General features: G+C 75.4%; 8 protein-coding genes. 1 reads left to right on the top strand and 7 read right to left on the bottom strand.

Going from position 1 to position 20,153, the window contains the following annotated elements; genetic code table 11:
• Positions 1-61 precede the first annotated feature (61 nt).
• The 7 genes from ABZ490_RS41275 to ABZ490_RS41245 are packed head-to-tail and all read right to left on the bottom strand — an operon-like array spanning position 62 to position 18,993.
• On the bottom strand, positions 62-7,123 hold the full coding sequence (locus tag ABZ490_RS41275; protein ID WP_359002582.1) for an SDR family NAD(P)-dependent oxidoreductase: 7,062 nt from the start codon (positions 7,121-7,123) through the stop codon (positions 62-64).
• Positions 7,120-15,084, bottom strand: a complete 7,965-nt coding sequence (locus ABZ490_RS41270; protein ID WP_359002580.1) for an SDR family NAD(P)-dependent oxidoreductase — start codon at positions 15,082-15,084, stop codon at positions 7,120-7,122. Before ABZ490_RS41270 ends, ABZ490_RS41275 begins: the two co-directional genes overlap by 4 nt.
• A 2-nt stretch (positions 15,085-15,086) precedes the next feature.
• Entirely contained in the window at positions 15,087-16,505 is a 1,419-nt protein-coding gene (locus tag ABZ490_RS41265) for a class I adenylate-forming enzyme family protein (protein ID WP_359002579.1), read from the bottom strand.
• Position 16,506: 1 nt separating this feature from the next.
• On the bottom strand, positions 16,507-17,028 hold the full coding sequence (locus ABZ490_RS41260) for a coronafacic acid synthetase (RefSeq protein WP_359002577.1): 522 nt from the start codon (positions 17,026-17,028) through the stop codon (positions 16,507-16,509).
• Positions 17,025-18,167 carry a beta-ketoacyl synthase N-terminal-like domain-containing protein gene (locus ABZ490_RS41255; protein WP_359002575.1) on the bottom strand — a complete coding sequence of 381 codons (1,143 nt, stop codon included), beginning with the start codon at positions 18,165-18,167 and terminating at the stop codon, positions 17,025-17,027. The genes ABZ490_RS41260 and ABZ490_RS41255 overlap by 4 nt, the downstream gene beginning before the upstream one ends.
• On the bottom strand, positions 18,164-18,658 hold the full coding sequence (locus ABZ490_RS41250; protein WP_359002573.1) for a beta-hydroxyacyl-ACP dehydratase: 495 nt from the start codon (positions 18,656-18,658) through the stop codon (positions 18,164-18,166). Before ABZ490_RS41250 ends, ABZ490_RS41255 begins: the two co-directional genes overlap by 4 nt.
• A complete protein-coding gene (locus ABZ490_RS41245) occupies positions 18,655-18,993 on the bottom strand; it encodes an acyl carrier protein (RefSeq protein ID WP_359002571.1) in 339 nt (112 codons plus the stop codon). The genes ABZ490_RS41250 and ABZ490_RS41245 overlap by 4 nt, the downstream gene beginning before the upstream one ends.
• Positions 18,994-19,416: 423 nt before the next feature.
• On the opposite strand from ABZ490_RS41245, the gene ABZ490_RS41240 reads away from it, so the two are divergent.
• Positions 19,417-20,145 (top strand): LuxR C-terminal-related transcriptional regulator, encoded by a 729-nt coding sequence (locus tag ABZ490_RS41240; RefSeq protein ID WP_359002569.1) that lies wholly within the window; start codon positions 19,417-19,419, stop codon positions 20,143-20,145.
• The last annotated feature ends 8 nt before the right edge of the window (positions 20,146-20,153 follow it).

Below are 20,153 nucleotides of genomic sequence, written 5' to 3'. Positions count from 1 at the left end.
GGACGCCGTGGGCGAGGCGGTGGCCCAGGGGCGGAAAGGGGCCACTCAGGGGGCGGGGGTCTCAGCGAGGCGGGGCCGCCGTGCCGTGGGCGGCGAGCAGGGCGGTGAGGGTGTGCGCGGTGGTGGTGACGTGCTCGGTGAGGAGCCCGAAGTGGCTGCCGGGTGTGGTGGCGTGGGCGGTCAGTCCGGGCCAGTGCCGGGCCCAGCCGCCGTCGGGGGCGGAGGGCACCTGGTCGGCGGCCTGGACGAGGAGGACGGGGGCCGTCAGGGCGGTGGGGGTCCAGTGGTGGCCGAACAGGTCGAGGTACCGGCCCATGGCGGTCAGTCCGGTGTCGTCGTGGGACCAGAACGCGCCCGGTGCCGTGACCCACTCGCGCAGGATGTCGGTCGCCGCGGCCCGGGTGAGGGCGCCGGGCGGCAGGCTGTCGACGAGCACCACGGCCTCGGGGCGCACGCCCCGGTCCTCCAGCCGCCGTGCCGCGGCATGGGCGGCCAGACCGCCGGTGGAGAAGCCGAGCAGGGTGAACGGTTCTCCCCTCGCGCAGGACCGCACGGCGGTGGCCACGGCCTCGGCGACCGCGTCGGCGGTCCCGGGCAGCGGCTCCCCCTCGCCGTACCCGGGCAGAGGTACGGCGGCCACGTCGCACCGTCCGTCGAGCGCGGCGGCCAGCCGCTGGTAGGTGAGGCGCGCGGCGGCGGGGATGAACGAGTCCACGCAGATCAGCGCGGGGCGCCGTCCCTCGCGGCGCAGCCAGGTCGCCGTGGGCACGTCGTCGGGGCCGGGGTCGGTGAACGAGGGCCGCAGGCGGGCGGCCGCCGCCAGCACGGCGATGCCCTCGCCGGTCCGGTCCTCGGCGACCGCCTGCCGCAGCAGCGCGGCGAAGCCGCCGGGGCCGGCCGGTGTGCGCTCCGCGGGGACGGGGGTGTCCGCCGCGGCGAGGAGGTCCCTGAGGTGGGCCGCGAGCGCCGCGGGGGTCGGGTGGTCGAAGACGGTGGTCGCGGGCAGGCGCAGTCCGGTCGCGGCGGCGAGGCGGTTGCTGATCTCCACGGAGGTCACGGAGTCGAAGCCGAGGGACCTGAAGCCCGTGTCGGCGGCGATGGCCGAGGGGTCGGGGTGGCTGAGGACGGTTCCGGCGTGCCGGGTGACGAGGTCGAGGAGGTGTCGGTCCAGGTCGGGTCCGGACAGTCCGTCGAGGCGCCGGGCCGGGGGCTCTGCCGCCGGTCGTGCCGTCGGTGCGGCCGTGCCCAGCTCCGACAGCAGCGTCGTGAGGCCCCGGGCGCGCAGCGCGTCGAGGTCCAGCCGGGCCGGGACGAGCAGCGGGAGGTGGCTGTCGGGGCCGGTGCCGAGGGCGGCGTCCAGGTGGGCGAGGCCTTCGTCGACGGGCATCGGCACGAGTCCGGCCCCCATGACCTGCCGGATCCCCTCGGTGCCGCCGAGCCGCTCGGCCAGTCCGGACCTCGCCTCCCACATGCCCCAGGACAGGGCGGTCCCGGGGAGCCCCTGGCTGCGGCGGTGCTGGGCGAGGGCGTCGAGGTAGGTGTTGGCGGCGGCGTAGCCGGCCTGTCCGGCGAGGCCCAGGACGCCCACCGACGAGGAGTGGAGGACGAAGGCGGCGAGGTCCAGGTGCCGGGTGAGGCGGTGCAGGTGCCAGGCCGCCCGTGCCTTGGGCGCGAGGACGGTGTCGAGCTGTTCGGGCGTCAGATCGCGTACGTCGGCGGGGTCCACGGTGCCCGCGGTGTGGACGACGGCCGTGAGGGGCCGGTCGACGGGCAGCAGGGCGGCGAGGGCCTCGGGGTCGGCGACGTCGCAGGAGGCGACGGTGACGTGCGCGCCGAGGCCCGTGAGCTCCTCCGTGAGGTCGGCCGCGCCGGGCGCCTCGGGCCCGCGCCGGCTGACGAGCAGCAGGTGCCGGACGCCGTGTGCGGTGACGAGGTGCCGTGCGGCGAGGGCGCCCAGGGCGCCGGTGCCGCCGGTGACGAGGACGGTTCCCTCGGGATCGAGGGGGCGGGGCACGGTGAGGACGACCTTGCCCGTGTGGGCGGCGTCCCGCAGGAGGCGCAGCGCTCGGGGAGCCTGCCGGATGTCCAGGGCGGTGACGGGCAGCGGGAGCAGCGCCCCCTTGTCGAACAGCTCGGCGAGGCGGGCGAAGGTCGCGGCGACGCGCTCGGGGTCGTCGGAGAGGGTGTACGGCAGGTAGCGCGTGCCCGGATGGTCCGCCGCGGTGCGCCGGGGGTCGCGCGGGTCGGTCCTGCCGAGGTCGACGAGTCGTCCGCCGGGAGCGAGCAGCCGCAGGGAGGCGTCGGTGAGGTCTCCGCCGAGGCTGTGCAGGACCACGTCGATCCCCCGGCCGTCCGTCGCCGCGCGGAACCTCTGCTCGAATCCGGGATCCCGGGAGGAGGCGATCCGGGAGTCGTCGAGGCCGAGGGCGCGCAGGACGGTGTGCTTGGCGGGGTGGGCCGTGGCGTGGACCTCGGCGCCGAGATGGCGGGCGATCTGCACGGCGGCCATGCCGACGCCGCCGGCCGCGGCGTGCACCAGGACCGTCTCGCCCGCTCGGAGGGCGGCGGTGTCGACGAGACTCTGCCAGGCGGTGAGGAAGGCGGCCGGGACCGTGGCGGCCTGCGCGAACGTCCAGTCCGCCGGGACGCGGACCAGGTGGCGGTGGTCGGCGACCGCCACCTGGCCCATGCCTCCGCCCCAGGCCATGCCCGTCACCCGGTCCCCGGGCTCCAGGCCCGCCACGCCCGGGCCCGTCCCGACCACCACGCCGGCGACCTCGCCGCCGATGCGTCCCGGCTCGGGGTACCGGCCCAACGTGATCAGCACATCGCGGAAGCTGACCCCGACCGCGCGGACGGAGACCCGCACCTGCCCCTCCCCGAGAGGTACGTCGGCGTCGGGGCAGGGTTCGGTCACGAGGTCGTCGAGACTGCCGACCGCCCGCTCGGGGACGGCGACCCGCCAGGCCGTCCCGTCGTCGGGCGGGGTGAGGGTGCCGTCGGGCTCGGCCTCGGTCAGGCGCGGGACGAACGGGCGGCCGTGGCGCAGGGCGAGTTGGGGCTCGCCGGTGGCCAGCGCCGCGGACAGCCCTGCCCACGAGTCGTCGATGTCCACCAGGGTGAACCGGCCCGGGTGCTCGACCTGGGCCGTCCGCAGCAGACCCCACACCGGTGCCTGGGCGAGGCCCGCGACCGGGTCCCCGTCGGTCACGGCCACCGCGCCCCGGGTGAGCACCACCAGGCGGCGGTCACGCGTGCGTGCGTCGGCGAGCCAGGTCCGGACGACCGCCAGCACCCCGTCGGGGTCGGCCGGGCACACGAGGACCACCGGGTCGAAGGGGGCGGCGCCGGGGTCGGCGACCACCCGGTCGCCGGGCCCCAGCGGGGGCGGGTCGCCGTCCGGCACGATCCAGCAGACCGGGCCCGGGGACGCGCCGGCGGGCGGGGACAGTGCGCGCCAGCTCAGCCGGTACGGCCGCACCCGGTGGCCGGAGGGCCGCAGCCGCACCGACTCGACCACGGCGACGGACCGGCCGGTCGGGTCGGTCAGCCGGAGGACGGGGGTGGTGGCGGACAGATGGGCGCGCACGGCGGTGGCACCGGCGTGGACGGTCAGGCCGGAGAGGGAGAACAGCATGCGGGGCCGCCGCTCCCCCGCGCGCTCCGTCACCGCGGCGATCAGCGTGGCCTGGAGGCCCGCGTCCAGGAGCGTGGGGTGCAGGGCGTACGCCGCCCGGGCCTCGGTGTCCTCCGGTGGCAGGCTCGCCTCCAGATGGACGTCGGTGCCGTGCCGCCAGGCGGCCGTGATCCGCCGGAACGCGGGCCCGAGCGTGATGCCCTGGTCGACGAGGCGCCGGTACAGCGCGTCGAGGTCGACGGGTTCGGCGCCGGCGGGGGGCCAGGCCTCCTCGTCGGACCGGTCGGCCGGGTCGGCGGCGGTGGGCTCGGCCGGGGAGAGCGTGGCGGTGGCGTGCCGTGTCCAACCGGTACGGCCGTCCGCGCGCAGCCGGAAGGAGAGGTCGGCGGAGCGCCGCCCGTCGGGGGTGGCCGGGCCGACCCTCACCTGGATGTCGACGGCGGAGTCCTCGGGCAAGGGCAGGGGGGTGTGCAGCAGGAGGTCGTCGAGGCGGCCGCAGGCGAGCCGGGTCCCGGCGTGCAGCAGCAGTTCGGCGGTCACGGCGCCGGCCGCCGTGACGGTGCCGCCGACCATGTGGTCGCGCAGCCAGGGGTGCTCCCGGCTCGACAGGGTGCCGGTGAACAGGGCGCCCTGCCCGTCGGCGAGATCGACGGCGACGGCGAGGAACGGGTGGTCGAGGGTGGTCAGACCACCCCCGGCGGCGCGCTCCCGGGGCGGGGTGCGCAGCCAGTGGCGGCGGCGCTGGAAGGGGTAGGTGGGCAGGTCGACGCGGTCGGCGTGGGGCAGGATCCGGCTCCAGTCGAGGGCCGCGCCCCGGACGTGGAGCCGGGTCAGGGCGGCGGTGAGGACCCGGGGTTCGTCGCGGCCCTTGCGCAGGGTGGGCGCCCAGACGGTGCCGGGCCCCGCGGTGCCGGACTGGCCGAGCGCGGTGAGGACGGCGTCCGGTCCGATCTCCAGGAAGGTGGTGGTGCCCAGGGCCCGGAGCCGGCCGACGGCGTCCGCGAAGCGTACGGTGCCGCGCGCGTGCCGGGCCCAGTACTCGGGCGAGCAGGCCTGTTCGGCGGTGAGGAGACCGCCGGTGAGGGTGGAGACGACGGGCAGGGCCGGCGGCCGTAGGTCCAGGCCCGCGGCCACCGCACGGAGGTCGTCGAGCACGGGGTCGAGGTGCGGTGAGTGGAAGGCGTGGCTGACGCGCAGCCGGCGGACGACACGCCCCCGCTCCCGCCAGTGTGCGGCGATCCGGGTCACGGTGGCGTCGTCGCCGGAGATCACGGTGGCGGACGGTCCGTTGACCGCGGCGACGCCCGCCAGGTGCTCATGGCCGGACAGGGTGGCGAGGACCTCCTCCTCGCCCGCCGCGACGGCGATCATCGCGCCCGTGGCGGGCAGCGACCGCATCAGCCGGCCGCGTGCGAGGACGAGCGTGGCCGCGTCGGCGAGGGACATGACCCCGGCGGCGTGGGCGGCGGAGATCTCTCCGACGGAGTGGCCGGCCAGCCGGTCGGCCCGCAGCCCCAGGTGCTCGACGGTGCGGTGGAGGGCGACTTCGAGCGCGAAGAGGGCGGCCTGGGTGAAGTCCGTACGATCCAGCAGTCGCGCCGCTTCGGTGCCCGGGTCGGCGAACATCACCTCCCGCAGCGGGCACGGCAGGTGGGGGTCGAGGTGGGCGCAGGTCTCGTCGAGGGCCTCGGCGAACACCGGGGAGTGCGCGTGCAGGCCCCGGCCCATGCCCGGCCACTGGGAGCCCTGGCCGGAGAAGAGGAACGCGGTCTCACCCGGCCCCCGTACGCCGAGGGTGAGGCCGGTGGCGGTGCGGTCGTCGGCGGCGAGGGCGTCGAGGGCGGTGAGCAGCCCGGCGCGGTCCCCGGCCGTGACGACGGCCCGGTGGTCGAGGTGCGCCCTGGTCGTGGCCAGGGAGTGGCCGACGGCGGCGAGGTCGGTGTCCGGCGCGGCCCCGACGAACCCGGCGAGCTGTGCGGCTTGGGCGCGCAGTCCCGCGGGCGACGCGGCGGAGAGCGGCCACAGCAGTCCCGGGGCGGGCAGCGCCGGGGGCGGGGGCACGGTGTCGGACCGGGTGTCGGGGGGCGGGGCCTGTTCGAGGATCACATGGGCGTTGGTGCCGGAGATGCCGAAGGAGGACACCCCGGCCCGGCGGGGGCGGCCGGTCTCCGGCCAGGGACGGAGGGCGGTGAGCAGCCGGACCGCGCCCGAGGACCAGTCCACGCGGGAGGAGGGGACGTCGGCGTGCAGGGTGCCGGGGAGTTCGCCGTGCTGCAGGGCCATGACGGTCTTGATGACCCCTGCGACGCCCGCGGCCGCCTGGGCGTGGCCGATGTTGGACTTGAGCGACCCCAGCCACAGGGGGTGCTCGGCGGGGCGGTCGCGGCCGTAGGCGCGCAGCAGGGCGTTGGCCTCGACGGGGTCGCCGAGAGCGGTGCCGGTGCCGTGGGCCTCGACGGCGTCCACGTCGGCCGGGGTGAGTCCGGCGTCGGCCAGGGCCAGGCGGACGACCTGTTCCTGGGCGGGGCCGTTCGGTGCGGTGAGGCCGTTGGAGGCGCCGTCCTGGTTGAGGGCGCTGCCCCTGATCACCGCGAGCACCGGGTGGCCGGCCGCGCGGGCGTCCGACAGCCGTTCCAGCAGCACCAGGCCCACGCCCTCGGAGAAGCCGGTGCCGTCGGCGCCCTCGCCGAACGCCTTGCACCGTCCGTCGGGGGCCAGGCCTCCCTGGCGGCCGAACTCGACGAACACCTCGGGGGTGGCCATGACGGTCGCGCCGCCGGCCAGGGCGAGGGAGCATTCGCCGGAGCGCAGGGCGCGGACGGCGAGGTGGACGGCGGTCAGGGACGAGGAGCACGCGGTGTCGACGGTGACGGCGGGTCCGTTCAGGCCGAGGGTGTAGGCGATACGGCCGGAGGCGACGCTGGTCAGGCCGCCCTGGAGGCGGTAGCCCGCCAGGCCGGGTACGTGCCGGTCGAGGGGCGGCAGGTAGTCCTGGTGGGTGGTGCCGACGAAGACGCCGGTCGGGGTGGACCGCAGCGCCGCCGGGACGATGCCGGCCCGTTCCAGGGCCTCCCACGCGGTCTCCAGCAGCAGCCGCTGCTGCGGGTCCGTGGCCAGCGCCTCCCGGTCGGAGATCCCGAAGAAGGCGGCGTCGAACCCGGCCGCGTCCTCCAGGAACCCGCCGTACCGGGCGCGTCCGTCACCCGGGCCGGACAGCGTGTCGGGGTCCCAGCCCCGGTCGGCGGGGAACGCGCCGATCGCGTCCGTCCCGTCGGCGACCAGGCGCCACAGCTGTTCGGGGGTGCGCACCCCGCCGGGCAGCCGGCAGGCCATGGCGACCACGGCGACGGGCTCACGGGCGGCGTCGAGCAGTTCCCGGTTGCGCCGCTTGAGCCGCTCGTTGGCCAGGAGGCTGCGCCGCAGGGCCTCGGTGATCCGCGTCTGCGCGGACGGGTCGGGCGCGGTCGGCTCCGTACGGGTCGTCATGAGGCCTCCCCGGCCAGGGCGATCGCGACGAGTTCGTCGAGGCCGGCTTCCTGGAGGCGGGTGTCGTCGCCCACGGGGAGTCCGGCGGCGTGGGCGGTGTCGGCATGGGCACGGGCATGGCCATCGGCATCGGCATCGGCGGATCCGGTGTCGCCGCGCGGGAAGAGCTGCTCGTCGAGGTGGGCAGCGAGGGCCGCCGGGGTCGGGTGGTCGTAGGTGAGGGTGGCGGGCAGGCGCAGTCCGGTGGCGGAGGACAGCCGGTTGCGGAGTTCGAGGGCGGTGAGGGAGTCGAATCCTGCGGCCTTGAAGGGCTGTTCGGAGGGCAGGGGTGTCGAGCGGTCGAGGCCGAGGACGGTGGCGGAGTGGTCGGTGATCAGGCCGTGCAGGTGGCGCAGCCGGGCCTGGGGGGCGAGGGCGGCGAGGTCCTGCCGCAGGTCGGGGACGGGTCCGGGGGCGGTTCGGTGGACGGGGGTCGCGGTGGTCAGGCGGCGCAGCAGGGGGTGCAGGGTGCCGCGTTCGCCGTTGGTGCGCAGGGTCCGCCGGTCGAGGGGGGCGGCGGTGAGGACCGGGTGCGGCAGGCTCAGGGCGGCGTCGAGGAGGGCGTGGCCGTGTGCGGCGGTGAGGGGGGCGAGGCCGGTGCGGGCGATCCGGGTGTGGTCGGTGCCGGTGAGGGCGCCGGTGAGGCCGGTGACGGGCTGCCACCAGCCCCAGGCGAGGGAGGTGGCGGGCAGGCCGAGGCGGTGGCGGTGGTGGGCGAGGGCGTCGAGGAAGGTGTTGGCGGCCGCGTAGTTGCCCTGGCCGGGGTTGCCGAGGGTGCCCGCGGTCGACGAGTACAGGACGAACGCGGCGAGGTCGAGGTGCCGGGTCTGTTCGTGGAGGTGCCAGGCGGCGTCGACCTTCGGTGCGAACACCGTGGCGAGGTCGGTGGGGGTCAGCCGGGCGACGGTGCCGTCCGCGAGGACGCCCGCGGTGTGGAACACCCCGGTCAGGGGATGGGCGGACGGTACGGAGCCGAGGAGGCGCCGGAGCGCTTCCGGGTCGGCGGTGTCGCAGGCGGCGACGGTGACCGTGGCACCGGTGCGCTCCAGGTCGGCGCGCAGCCGCTCGGCCCCCTCGCCGGCCGCTCCTCGGCGACTGGCGAGGAGCAGATGGCGCACGCCGTGGGCGGTGACGAGGTGGTGGGCGAGGAGTCCGCCGAGGGTGCCGGTACCGCCGGTGATCAGGACGGTGCCGGCGGGGTCCAGCGGGCGGGGCAGGGTGAGGACGATCTTTCCGGTGTGGCGGGCCTGCTGCATCAGCCGGAAGGCGTCGGTGGCGTGCCGGATGCCGTAGGAGGTGACCGGCAGCGGGGTCAGCTCACCGGTGTCGAAGAGCCGGCGCAGGGCGGTGAGGATCTCCTCGGTGCGTTCGGGGCTCGCGCTGTCGCGCCGGTCGAACGCGCGGTAGGTGAGGCCGGGGTGGGTGACGGCCAGGTCCGCGGGGTCCCGGATGTCGGTCTTGCCGAGTTCGATGAAACAGCCTCCGGGGGCCACGAGGTCGAGGGAGGCGTCGGTGAACGGGCCGGCCAGGGCGTTGAGGACGACGTCGATCCCGCGCCCGCCGGTGGCGGTGCGGAAGCGCTCGGCGAAGTCGAGGGTGCGGGAGCCGGCGAGGTGCTCGTCGTCGTAGCCGAGGCCGCGCAGGGTGTCCCACTTGCCGGGGTGGGCGGTGGCGTAGGGGATCGCGCCGAGGTGACGGGCCAGTCGGGTGGCGGCCTGGCCCACTCCCCCGGCGGCGGCGTGGATCAGGACGGTCTCGCCGGGCCGGACGCCGGCGAGGTCGACGAGGGCGTGGTAGGCGGTGACGTGGGCGACGGGCACACTCGCGGCCTCGGCGAAGGACCAGGTGTCGGGGATGCGGGCCGTCATGCGCCGGTCGGCGACGACGACCGGCCCGAAGGCCTTCTCGGTGAGGGCCGCCACGCGGTCCCCGACGGTGAACCCGTCGACGCCGGGCCCGGTCTCGGTGACGATGCCGGCGGCCTCGGCTCCGGAGTCGTGCTGGACGGCGATGAGCCCCAGGGCGGCGGCGGTGTCGTAGAAGTTGACGCCTGCGGCGCGCACCGCGATGCGGACCTGGCCGGGTGTCAGGGGGGCTTCGGCTTCCGGGGCGGGCAGCAGGGCGAGGGCGTCGAGTCCGCCGCCGCCCGTGGTGTCCAGCCGCCACGGGGCGCTGTCGGCGGGCGGGGTGAGCAGCTCGGCCGTGGACGTCCGGGCCAGGTGCGGCAGGAGCGGCTGTCCCTCCCGCAGGGCCGCCTGTGGATGTCCGGCGGCGAGTACGGCGCCCAGGGCGGCCGTGCTGTCGGGGTGGCCGTCCGTGTCGACGAGGACGATCCGGCCCGGGTTCTCGTTCTGGGCGCTGTGCAGCAGGCCCCGGGCGGGGCTGTGGGCGAGGCCGGGCGGGTCCTGCGGGCCGGTGACCACGGCGTGGCGGGTGACGACCGCCAGCACGGTGCGCTCCAGGCGTTCGTCGGCGAGCCAGGTCCGCAGGAGGTCGAGGACCTCCTGGCAGAGGGCGCGGGCCGCGGCGGGGACGTCGGCGCTCTCCGGTTCGGGTTCCGGCAGCGCCCAGACGACGAGTGCGGGCGGTGGGGTGCCCGAGGCGAGGGCCGCGGTCAGGTCGGACGGACCGGCGTACCGGGGTGTCCCCTTCGCGAGCGGGTCGGAGCCGAGCACCGCCCAGTCCCCCGGGATGCCGCCGTCCGCCGGGTCGGCGGGGCTCCAGGCGAGGTGCAGGAGGTCGTGTTCGGGTCCGGTCGGGGTGAGGCGTCGGAGCCGGTCGGCGGTGGTGGCGCGCAGGGTGAGGGCCTCGACGGTGAGGACGGGTGCGCCGGTGTCGTCGGTGGCGTCCAGGGCGAAGGTGTCGGGGCCGGTGCCGCGCAGGTGGACGCGGAGCCGGGTGGTGGGTGTGCCGGTGTGGGTGATGCCGCGGAAGGTGAAGGGCAGCCGGGGTCCGGCGGGGCCGTCGGCGTCGGGCAGGGCGATGGGGTGCAGGGCGGTGTCGAGCAGGGCCGGGTGCAGGACGTGGCCGGTGGCCGGGAGTTCCTCCGGCAGGTGCGCCTCGGTGTGGACGTGCTCGCCGTGGCGCCACGCGGAACGCAGTCCGGTGAAGGCGGGTCCGTAGTCGTATCCGGCTTCGGCGAGGCGCGCCCGCAGCGTGGTCAGGTCGACGGGTTCCGCGTCCTCGGGCGGCCGGGCCGCCGGGCGTGACCGGCCGGGGGCGTCCCGGGTCAGGCGGGCCGTGGCGTGGAGGGTCCAGGCAGGCGGGTCGGTGTCGTCGGGGGTGTGGGGGCGGGCATGCAGGGTGAGGGGGCGGTGGCCGTCGGGGTCGGGCGGTCCGACCCGCAGGTGCAGGTCCATGGCGTGCTGCTCGGGCAGGACCAGCGGGGTGTGCAGGGTCAGTTCGGCGATGTGGCGGCAGCCGGTGAGCTGGGCCGCGTGCAGGGCGAGGTCGAGGTAGGCGGTGCCGGGGAGGAGGGCGACGCCCGCGGCGGCGTGGTCGCCGAGCCAGGGGTGGGTGCCGAGGCCGATCCGCCCGGTGAGGAGGAGTCCCTCGTCGTCCGGGAGGTCGATGGCCGCCCCCAGGAGGGGGTGCCGGGTCCCGCGCTGTCCGGCGGCCGTGACGTCCGCCGGTGTCGGTGCGGTGAGCCAGTGGCGGCGGTGTTCGAAGGGGTAGGTGGGCAGGGCGACCGGGTGGGCGGCGGGCCCGTCCGGCCGGTGGAGGTCGTGGCCGTGGGTGTGCAGACGTGCCCGGGCGGCCGTGAACGCGGCGTGCTGCGGCCTGGCCCGGTGCAGGGTGCCGGTGACGAGTGCGTCGGCGTCGAGGGTCTCCTCGATCGGCGGCACCAGTACCGGGTGCGGGCTGCACTCCAGGAAGGCGCGGTGGGACTGCCCGGCGAGCAGGCGGAGGGTGTCGGTGAGCCGTACGGGGCGGCGCAGGTTGTCGTACCAGTACGCGGCGTCCAGGGCGGTGCCGTCGAGCGGGGTGTCCTGGAGGCGGCCGTCGACGGTGCTGTGGAAGGCGACGGTGGTGGGCCGGGGCGCGAGGTCCGCGAGGCGGGTGAGGAGGTCCTCGCGGAGGCGGTCGATGTGCGCGGAGTGGCTGGCGTAGTCGACGTCGATACGGCGGGCCCGCACGCCGTCGGTCTCGCAGCGCCGCAGCAGGGCGAGGACGTCGGCGGTGTCGCCGGCGACGACCGTGGCGGCGGGGCTGTTGACGGCCGCGATCCCGATCCGGCCCTCGTACGGGACGAGGAGGTCCCTGGTCCGGTCGGCGGGGAGGCCGACGGTGGCCATGGCGCCGGTGCCGGACAGCTCCACGAGGGCCCGGGCGCGCAGGGCGACGAGCTTCGCCGCGTCGGGCAGGGTGAGGGCGCCGGCGATGTGGGCGGCGGCGATCTCCCCCTGGGAGTGCCCGACCACGGCGTCGGGCCGGATGCCGTACGACTCCCACAGCCGGGCGAGCGAGGTCATGACCGCGAACAGTGCGGGCTGGACGACGTCGACGCGTTCCAGGGCGGGTGCGCCGGGTGCGCCGCGCAGGACGTCGACGACCGACCGGCCGGTGTACGGGCGCAGCGCGTCGTCGGCCCGGTCGAGGGCGTCCCGGTAGGCGGGGTGGGTGTCGTACAGCTCCATGCCCATGCCGGGCCGCTGGGAGCCCTGGCCGGGGAAGACGAACACCAGTTTTCCGGGGCCGGTGGGCCCCACCGTGCCCCGCGTCAGGTTGGGGTGGTCCCGTCCCTGGGTCAGCGCGCCCAGTCCGTCGAGGAGTTCAGCGCGGGTCCGGCCGTGGACGACGGCACGGTGGGGGAACCGGCTGCGGGTGGTGGTGAGGGCGTGGCCCACGGCTGCGGGGTCGGCGCCGGGGTGCCGGTCGGCGTGCCGGCGGAGCCGGTCCGCCTGGGCGCGCAGGGCGGTCGGGGTCTTCGCCGAGAGCGGCCAGAGCAGTTCGCCGGAGGGGTCCGTGGGGGCGGCCGCGGGGAGTGGGGGCGCCTGTTCGAGGACGAGGTGGCCGTTGGTGCCGGAGACCCCGAAGGAGGACACGGCGGCCCGTCGGGGGCGGTCGCCGGTGTCCGGCCACGCGCGCTGTTCGGTGAGGAGCCGCAGGGCGCCGGCCGACCAGTCCACGTGCGGGGAGGGCGCGTCGATGTGGAGGCTGCGCGGCAGCAGTCCGTGCCGGAGGGCCATCACCATCTTGATCAGGCCCGCCACGCCCGCGGCGGCCTGGGTGTGCCCGAGGTTGGACTTGATCGAGCCCAGCCAGGCGGGGGTGTCGGCGGGCCGCTGTCCGTAGGTGTCGAGGAGCGCGTGTGCCTCGATCGGGTCGCCGAGGCGGGTTCCGGTGCCGTGTGCCTCGATCGCGTCGACGTCCGCCGGGGTCAGCCGGGCCTGGGCGAGGGCGTGGCGGATGACCCGTCGCTGGGCGGAACCGCTGGGCGCGGACAGGCCGTTGGAGGCGCCGTCCTGGTTGACGGCGCTGCCCCGGATCACCGCGAGCACCGGGTGTCCGGCCGCGCGGGCGTCCGACAGGCGTTCCAGCAGCACCATGCCGACGCCTTCGGCCAGTCCGATGCCGTCCGCGGACGCGGCGAACGCCTTGCAGCGGCCGTCGGGGGCGAGGACGCGCTGCCGGGAGAACTCGACGAGGACGCCGGGGCCGGACATCACGGTGGCGCCGCCCGCCAGGGCGAGGGTGCAGTCGCCGGCGCGCAGGGCCCGGCAGGCCTGGTGGACGGCCACGAGGGACGAGGAGCAGGCGGTGTCCAGGGTGATCGCCGGGCCCTCCAGGCCGAGCGCGTAGGCGATCCGGCCGGAGGCCACGCAGGCGGCGGTGCCCATGAAGGCGTGGCCGGCCACGTCGTCGGAGGCCTGGTGGAGACGGGGGCCGTACTCCTGGGAGATGAGGCCGGCGAACACCCCGGTGGGGGTGGAGCGCAGGGTCTCCGGGTCGATGCCGGCGTGTTCGACGGCCTCCCAGCACACTTCGAGCAGCAGGCGCTGCTGCGGCTCCATCGCGGTCGCCTCGCGGGGCGAGAGGCCGAAGAAGCCCGCGTCGAAGCCGGCCGCGTCGTAGAGGAATCCGCCGTTCGGCGAGGAGATCCTGCCGAGTTCGCCGGGGGTGGGGTCGTACAGGCCGTCGGTGTCCCAGCCGCGGTCGGCGGGGAAGCCGCCGATGGCGTCGCGGCCGCCGAGCACCAGGTCCCACAGGGAGTCCGCGTCGGTCACGCCGCCCGGGAAGCGGCAGCCGATGCCGACGACCGCGATCGGCTCGTCCGCGTCCGGGGCGCCCTGTGCAGCGGCGTCCGTGTCGGCGCGGGTCGGCTCGTCGGCCGGTGAGGCGAGGCCGAGTGCGCGGCGCAGGTGCTCGGCGAGCGCGAGCGGGGTGGGGTGGTCGAAGACGAGGGTGGGCGGGAGGTCGAGGCCGGTGGCTGCGGAGAGCGCGGCGGCGAGTTCGACGACGCCGAGCGAGGTGAGGCCGGTCTCCAGGAAGGTCCGGGCGGGTGTGGTGACGGGGCGGCCGAGCACCCGGCCGGTGGCTGCGGCGACCAGGTCGGCGAGGAGGTCCCGCTGTCGGGCGGGGGTGGCGGCGCGCAGGGCGGAGGTGTCGAGGGGGGCCTCGTGCGGGTCGTGACGCGTCACGGTGACGCGTGGCCGGGGCACGAGGCGTTCGTACGCCGTCTCCCAGGTCACGGGTACGCCGTTGACGAACGCGTGGGTGAGGGCCTGAAGGAGGCTCGCGCGGTCGCTCCTGCGGTGGTCCAGCGTGGGGATCGCCGCGCCGGTCACACCGGCCGCGCGCAGGGTCTCGTCGATGGCGGGGGTGAGGGTGGGGTGACCGCTCACCTCGATGAAGAGCCGGTGGCCGTCGGCGACGAGGGCGCGTACGGCCTGTTCGAAGAGGACGGTGCCGCGCAGGGACCGGTACCAGTGGCCGGGGGTGAGGTCGGGGCCGTGCAGGCGGGTGCCGGTGGCGGTGGAGTAGAAGGCGGCGCGGTGCGGGCCCTCGGGCGCGGCGTGCGGTGCGTGGTCGAGCATGAGGTCGCGCAGGGTCTCGGTGTGGGCCGAGTGTCCCGCGACGTCGATGCCCGGCACGCGCCAGGCCCAGACGCCGTCCCGGGCCAGTGCGGCGAGGAGTTCGGTCACGGCGTCCGCGTCGCCGCTGACGGTCACGTTGCGGGCGCTGTTGACGGCGGCGACGTCCAGCCGGCCGGCCCATCGGTCGAGCAGGGGGCGGACACGGTCGGCGGGTGCGGCGACGGAGGCCATCGCGCCCCGGCCCTCGATCCGGGTGAGCGCGGTGCCGTACAGGACGAGGAGCCGGGCGGCGGCGTCCGTGTCCAGCGCGCCGGCGGCGTGGGCGGCGGCGATCTCTCCGACGGAGTGGCCGACGACCGCGCTCTCCCGCAGGCCGTGGGCGCGCCAGGTGTCGGCGAGGGCCGAGGAGAGGGCGAACTGAACGGGCTGGAGGGTGGCCAGACGGGTGAGTTCCGCGCCTTCGGCGAGTGCGGTGGCGGGGTCCCAGCCGTCGAGGTGCGGGCGCAGGGCGCGCCCGTAGCCGCGGAGGCGGTCGCCGAACTCGGGTACGCAGGTGAGCAGTTCCCTCGCCGTGCCGGGGCGGTCGGCGCCCTGGCCGGGGAAGACCAGGACCGGGCGGCGGGCCGCGTCGGCGGTTCCGGTCAGCACGTGCCGGGCGGGGCGGCCCTGGGCGAGGGCGGTGAGTCCGGCCAGGAGCGAGGCCCGGTCGGGTGCGAGGACGGCGGCGCGCCGTGGGCCGTGACCGGTCGTCAGGAGGCGGTGGCCGAGGTCCCGCAGCGCTTCGTCCGGGGTGGTCCCGAGCTGCTCGTGCAGCCGGTGGGCCGCCGCGGCGAGCGCGTCCGGGGAGTCCGCGGAGACCACGACGGGTGGGCTGAGCTGTTCCATGGTCAACTTCGCTCCTTGGCAACGGACTTGCGCCAGCCGAGCTGTGCCGCCGGATGGACCAGCAGACGGGCCGGCTGCTCGCTGCGGAGCAGGACGTCGGCGAGCCGGCGGCGGATCTCCCGTTCGTCGGCCGAGGCGTCGGCGCAGTAGACGTCGAGGGTGAAGACGGTGTCTCCGGCGTCGTTCCGGTACGGCCAGGCCTGTGCACCCAGGACGCCGGGGAGGGTCTCCGCGACGGCGCAGACCGACCGCAGGCTGACCTTCTCGCCACGGCTGATGACATAGGTGGGGCGGCGGCTGTGGAAGTAGAGGTAGCCGTCGTCGTCCCGGCGGAAGAGGTCGCCGGTGGCGAGGGAGGTCCTGGTGCCGTCGGTGGGGGGTGCGGGCTCGTCGGGGTGGCCGACGCGGCGGAGCATCCCGGTGTCGGTCTCGACGATCAGCTCGCCGACGGCGTCGCCGGGCTGTGCGGGGCGCAGTCGTACGTCGACACCGGGGAGGGGAAGGCCCACGGAGGTGTGCCGGTGGGGCGGTTCGCGGTGGGCGGCCAGGGTGGCGACCCGGGGGCCGGCCTCGGTGAGGCCGTAGGTGAGGTACAGCTCCAGGTCCGGGTTCCGCTCCCGTAGGTGCGCCACGGAGGCGGCGTCGAGCAGGTCGCCGCCGACGGTCAGCGCGCGCAGGGGCGCGGGGAGCGGGCGGCCGGTCCCGAGCCAGGCCGCGGTCAGCGCGGGGGTCAGTGAGGAGACGGTGATCCGGTGGTCCTGGAGGGTGCGGGCGTGGCGGGCGGGGGTGAACGGGGGTCCCGTGACGACCGCCCGGCCGCCCGAGACCAGGGTGGCGAGGAGTTGGGCGACGAAGGCGTAGGAGTAGTGCAGGGGCAGGTTGATCAGGACGCGGTCGGCGGCGGTCTGGCCGATGGCGTGCGCGTGGCGGCTCGCGTTGAGCAGGAGGGACTCGACGCGGTGCAGACAGCCGCTGAACACGCCGGAGGTGCCCGAGGTGAGCAGGACGATCTCGCCGGGCCGGTACCGGCGGGCCGGCACCCCGTGCAGGAACGCCGACTGGACCGTTCCGCCGACGGTGAGCGGTGGTTCGCCCGGGCCGGGTCCGGGCGGGACGCGCGGTGCGAGGAGCACGTCGGCGCCGAGGGCCCGGGCCATCCGCTCGATCCTCGACGGCGGGGCGGACGGCGGGAGGAGCACCGGGACCGCTCCCTGGGCGAGCAGGGCGAACACGACGGTGACGAAGTCCCGGCCGTTCGGCAGGGCCACCAGGACGGGTCGGCCGGCCGTGAGTCCGAGCTGTGCGAGGTCGTCCGTGACGGTGTCGAACCGGGGGCCGGGCGCCGGGGGCCGGTCGGCCTGGACGAGGTCCCGGAGGAAGTCCTGCACGGCGCTCGGCTGGATGCTGCCAAAGGTCTTCACTTCAGCCTTCCCGCTGGGTCTCCCGGAGGATCGTGCTGGTGACGCGGTGGCCCGAGGCGTCCGCGCGGTGGGTCGTGAGGAGCACATGGCCGGCCGTGCCCTGGGCGAGCCAGACGCGGGCGACGGCGACGGCGGGCGCCAGGCCCTTCTCGGGCGGCATGGACAGGGTCAGGCTCGGCCCGCCGAAGCCCAGGAGCTGGGCCGGGAGGCCGCACACGGAGCCCGGGTTGGCCCCGGAGAACCGCAGCGGTGAGACTCGGCCCGCCGGGATGGTCGCGGCGAGTTCCCGCATGGTGTGCGCGGTGCAGTGGTCGCTGACGGCGATGTGCCCCACGCTGTCGCGGACCGCCCGGAGGTCGCCGCCGTACGCCTCGACGGCGCGCTCCACCGCTTCGAGGACGAGCCAGGAGACGGGGTCCGCGTAGACGGACGTGCGGCGCGGGGTCCGTGCGCCCGACAGGTCGCGGGCGGTCGCCACGCCTTCGCCGAGGACGTCGAGGCCGTGGGGTGCGGATGCGTTCATACGGCCGTGCTCCCGGGTCCCTGGAGGACGAGACAGGTGTTGAAGCCGCCGAAGCCGAGGGTCACGCTGATGCCCGCTCCCGGTTCGAGCTTGCGGGGGTGGGCGGCGGGGATCGGGAGGGTGAGCTGGGGCAGGGGGTCGCGCAGGGCGTGGACGGGGGGTGCGGACCCGGTGTCGAGGGCCTGGAGGACGGCGATCGCCTCGATGGCGCCGGTCGCGCCGAGGGTGTGCCCGACCGCCCCCTTCGTCGCGAACACCACGGGCGGGCGCGGCACGTGGGCGAAGACCTGGGCGTAGGCGCGGGCCTCCACCTCGTCGTTGACCGGGGTTCCGGAGCCGTGCGCGTTGACGACGGCGATGTCACCGGGGTCGAGGCCGGCGGTGGACAGGGCGCGCCGGACGGCCAGGACGACGTTCTTGCCGGAGGGGTCGGGGGCGACGGCGCTGGCCGCGTCGTTCGAGGAGGCGGCGCCTGCGAGCACGCCGCGGGGGCGGGCCCCTCGGGCGCGGGCCCCCGCCTCGGTCTCCAGGACGAGGAACGCGGCGCCCTCGCCGAGCAGGGTTCCGTCGTGGCCGGTGTCGAAGGCCCGCAGGTCGTGGCGGCTCATGGTGCCGAGCCGCGAGTGGCCGAGGCGTTTGCCGGGGGTGAGGACGTCGGCGCCGCCGCAGACGCAGATCTCGGCGGCGCCCGCCCGCAGGAGGGCGAGTCCGGTCAGGATCGCGTCGGATCCGGCGGAGCAGGCGGTGGTGACGGTCACCGGCTCCTTCGCACAGCCGGCGTCCCGTGCCGCGTCGGTGGACCAGCCGGAGAGGGAGGTGACCGCGGACCGTTCGAGATGGGGTCCGTAGCTGGTCCCGAGAACGGGCAGGATCCGCGGGTCGCCGGGGTCGATTGCCGCGTCCTCAAGGGCTCGTAAGAGCGTGGCACGTGTCAATTCGTGCTGGCGTCGGTCGGCGGGCCGGTCCATGGGGATGTCGGGCAGGACGGCGGCGCGGGTGCTTCGCAGTGGGAAAGGGGAAGAGACGTCCGAGATTCCGGAGACACCGGCGAGAAGCGATTCCCATACGCCGTCGACCGACGAGCCGAGAGCGGTCGACCACGCCATTCCGGTGATCCAGGCCGCGGACTCGTCGCTCACCACAGTTGCTCGCCCAGATCGGCGACTTTGGTCCGGGCCAAGGTGCCCTTGGTCATGGCGACCGTGGAGCCGGCCACTTCCGCCCGGCAGGCGAACATGAGGAAATCACCGCGGAGCTTCTCGCAGGTGGTGGTGAACTCCACGGTGTCGCCGGGGACGACCACTTTGGTAAACCGCGCCTTGACGGATCCGATCAGGGTGATTTCGTCGTCGGCGAGGGGGGTGGTGGACACCTGGGCGAGGATGATCGCGGACTGGGCGATGGCCTGCATCATATGGCTGGCCGGAAAGACGGCACGCTCGGGGAAGTGTCCGGATATGGCGTCCGTCTGCCCGGAGACGGCCATCAGGCTCCGCAGGTACGCGCCGGGTTCGTAGTCGAGGACGCGGTCGAGGTAGACCATGGGGTGGCGGTGCCGCAGCCAGCCCTTGAGCTCCGTGAATCCCATGGTGCGCGGGGTGCGGGTGCCGGCCTGGGGAGCCGCCGTCATCCGCCGCTCACCCCGCCCGCCGGCGACGACGCCCGAAGGCGGACGACCAACTCGGTCAGGGTACGGACCGAGGAGAAGTGTTCCGGCACGAAGTCCTCGTCCGAGATCGTGACACCGAATTCGTACTCGCACTGGGTGCGGAGTTCGGTGAATCCGAGGGAATCGAGTCCGAGGACGTCACGGAGGCCGTCGTCGAGGTCTATCCGGGACGGCGGAACGGCAACGAATAAGTCGTCGACAAGGATCCGCTTGATGGAACTCTCTATGTTCACCATACAGTCTCCTGTTTCACGTTCGGAGGCATGCATGTGAGGCCGGGAAAAGGCCTCCTTCATCGGAAGATCGCTATGACTCTACAACCCTCAAGTATCGATGGTCGACTACCAGATCCCTTAGTCCGCATCCGCAAATCGCCCTAAACGGAACACCGTCCGACATGCCGAGCGGTACGTGTCGCTGCACACAGGGACGAGACGCTCTTGACCAACTACGGTTCCTGGGAGGCAAACTGACAGCGACCGAACAGACGAGCGGAGTTACCGCCTCGCCCGTGCCTTCCTGAAAGCGCTGTCACAGCACCACCCGGGGCGCCTCCGCGGCGCTCCGCGCACACCGTTCGACTATGGCGGAATGGACAAGGGCGTCCTTCCACGGGGCCGCCTCTCACGGTCACCGATTCGGATGCGGCGCACCGGTATCCCTTCCGGCCACCCCCCGAAAGAGGTACCACCTTGTCCGCGTCGCCCCCGTCCCGCCCCGTGACCGTCACGACCGTCGACGAAGGACCGGAGCTTCCCCCGACCGCCACCCCGGCCCTGGGCACCGTCCAGCTCGACGCCGGGCTGCGCATCCTGGAGGTGAACGACGCGTTCTGCGGACACCTCGGTCTCACCCCGGGCGAGCTGAAGGGGGAATACCTCCCCCGCTATCTGCGGCCCGGCGCGGACGTGAACCTGCGGGAGCACTTCGACGAGCTTCTCCTGGGCCGGCGCGGTGAGTTCAGCGTTCCCATGACCCTGGTCGACGTGCACGGCGGGGAGACCGACTGCCTGGTCACGGGCATCGCGCTGACAACCGCCTCGCACACCGGCTGCGCCCTGATCGCCCTCGTGGTCCCGGACGGCGCGCCCGGCACCCCCTTGCTCCTGGCGCCGGCGCCCGCCCCGCTCGCCGCGGTGCCCGCGCGGATCCTGGAGGGTGTGGCCGCCGGACTGTCGACCCAGCAGCTGGCGTCCCGGCTCGGGCTGAGCAGCCACGGCGTCGAGTACCACATCAGCGTGATGATGCGGAAGTTGAAGGCGCCCAACCGCAGCGCCCTGGTCGCCCGCGCCTACGCCCTGAACCTCTTCGTCCACCACTGCTGGCCACCCCAGGTCAGACCCCGGTATGTCGCCCGCTTCCCGGTCGGCGCGTCCACCGCCGGACCGGGCGCGCCGGCGAGCCCCGGCCTCGTACCGACCCAGCACCGGTCAAAGAACTCCGCCTGACCCGAGAG

It is taken from the genome of Streptomyces sp. NPDC005811 (genome assembly GCF_040630405.1).
GTDB lineage: Bacteria > Actinomycetota > Actinomycetes > Streptomycetales > Streptomycetaceae > Streptomyces.
Note: the sequence above shows the minus strand (reverse complement) of the source record. Positions and strands in the feature narration are given on the sequence as shown.

Excerpts from the sequence above, each read along its gene's own strand:
- ABZ490_RS41275 (WP_359002582.1), bottom strand. The coding sequence starts at position 7,123 with ATGACGACCCGTACGGAGCCGACCGCGCCCGACCCGTCCGCGCAGACG.
- ABZ490_RS41270 (WP_359002580.1), bottom strand. The coding sequence starts at position 15,084 with ATGGAACAGCTCAGCCCACCCGTCGTGGTCTCCGCGGACTCCCCGGAC.
- ABZ490_RS41260 (WP_359002577.1), bottom strand. The coding sequence starts at position 17,028 with ATGAACGCATCCGCACCCCACGGCCTCGACGTCCTCGGCGAAGGCGTG.
- ABZ490_RS41250 (WP_359002573.1), bottom strand. The coding sequence starts at position 18,658 with ATGACGGCGGCTCCCCAGGCCGGCACCCGCACCCCGCGCACCATGGGA.
- ABZ490_RS41245 (WP_359002571.1), bottom strand. The coding sequence starts at position 18,993 with ATGAAGGAGGCCTTTTCCCGGCCTCACATGCATGCCTCCGAACGTGAA.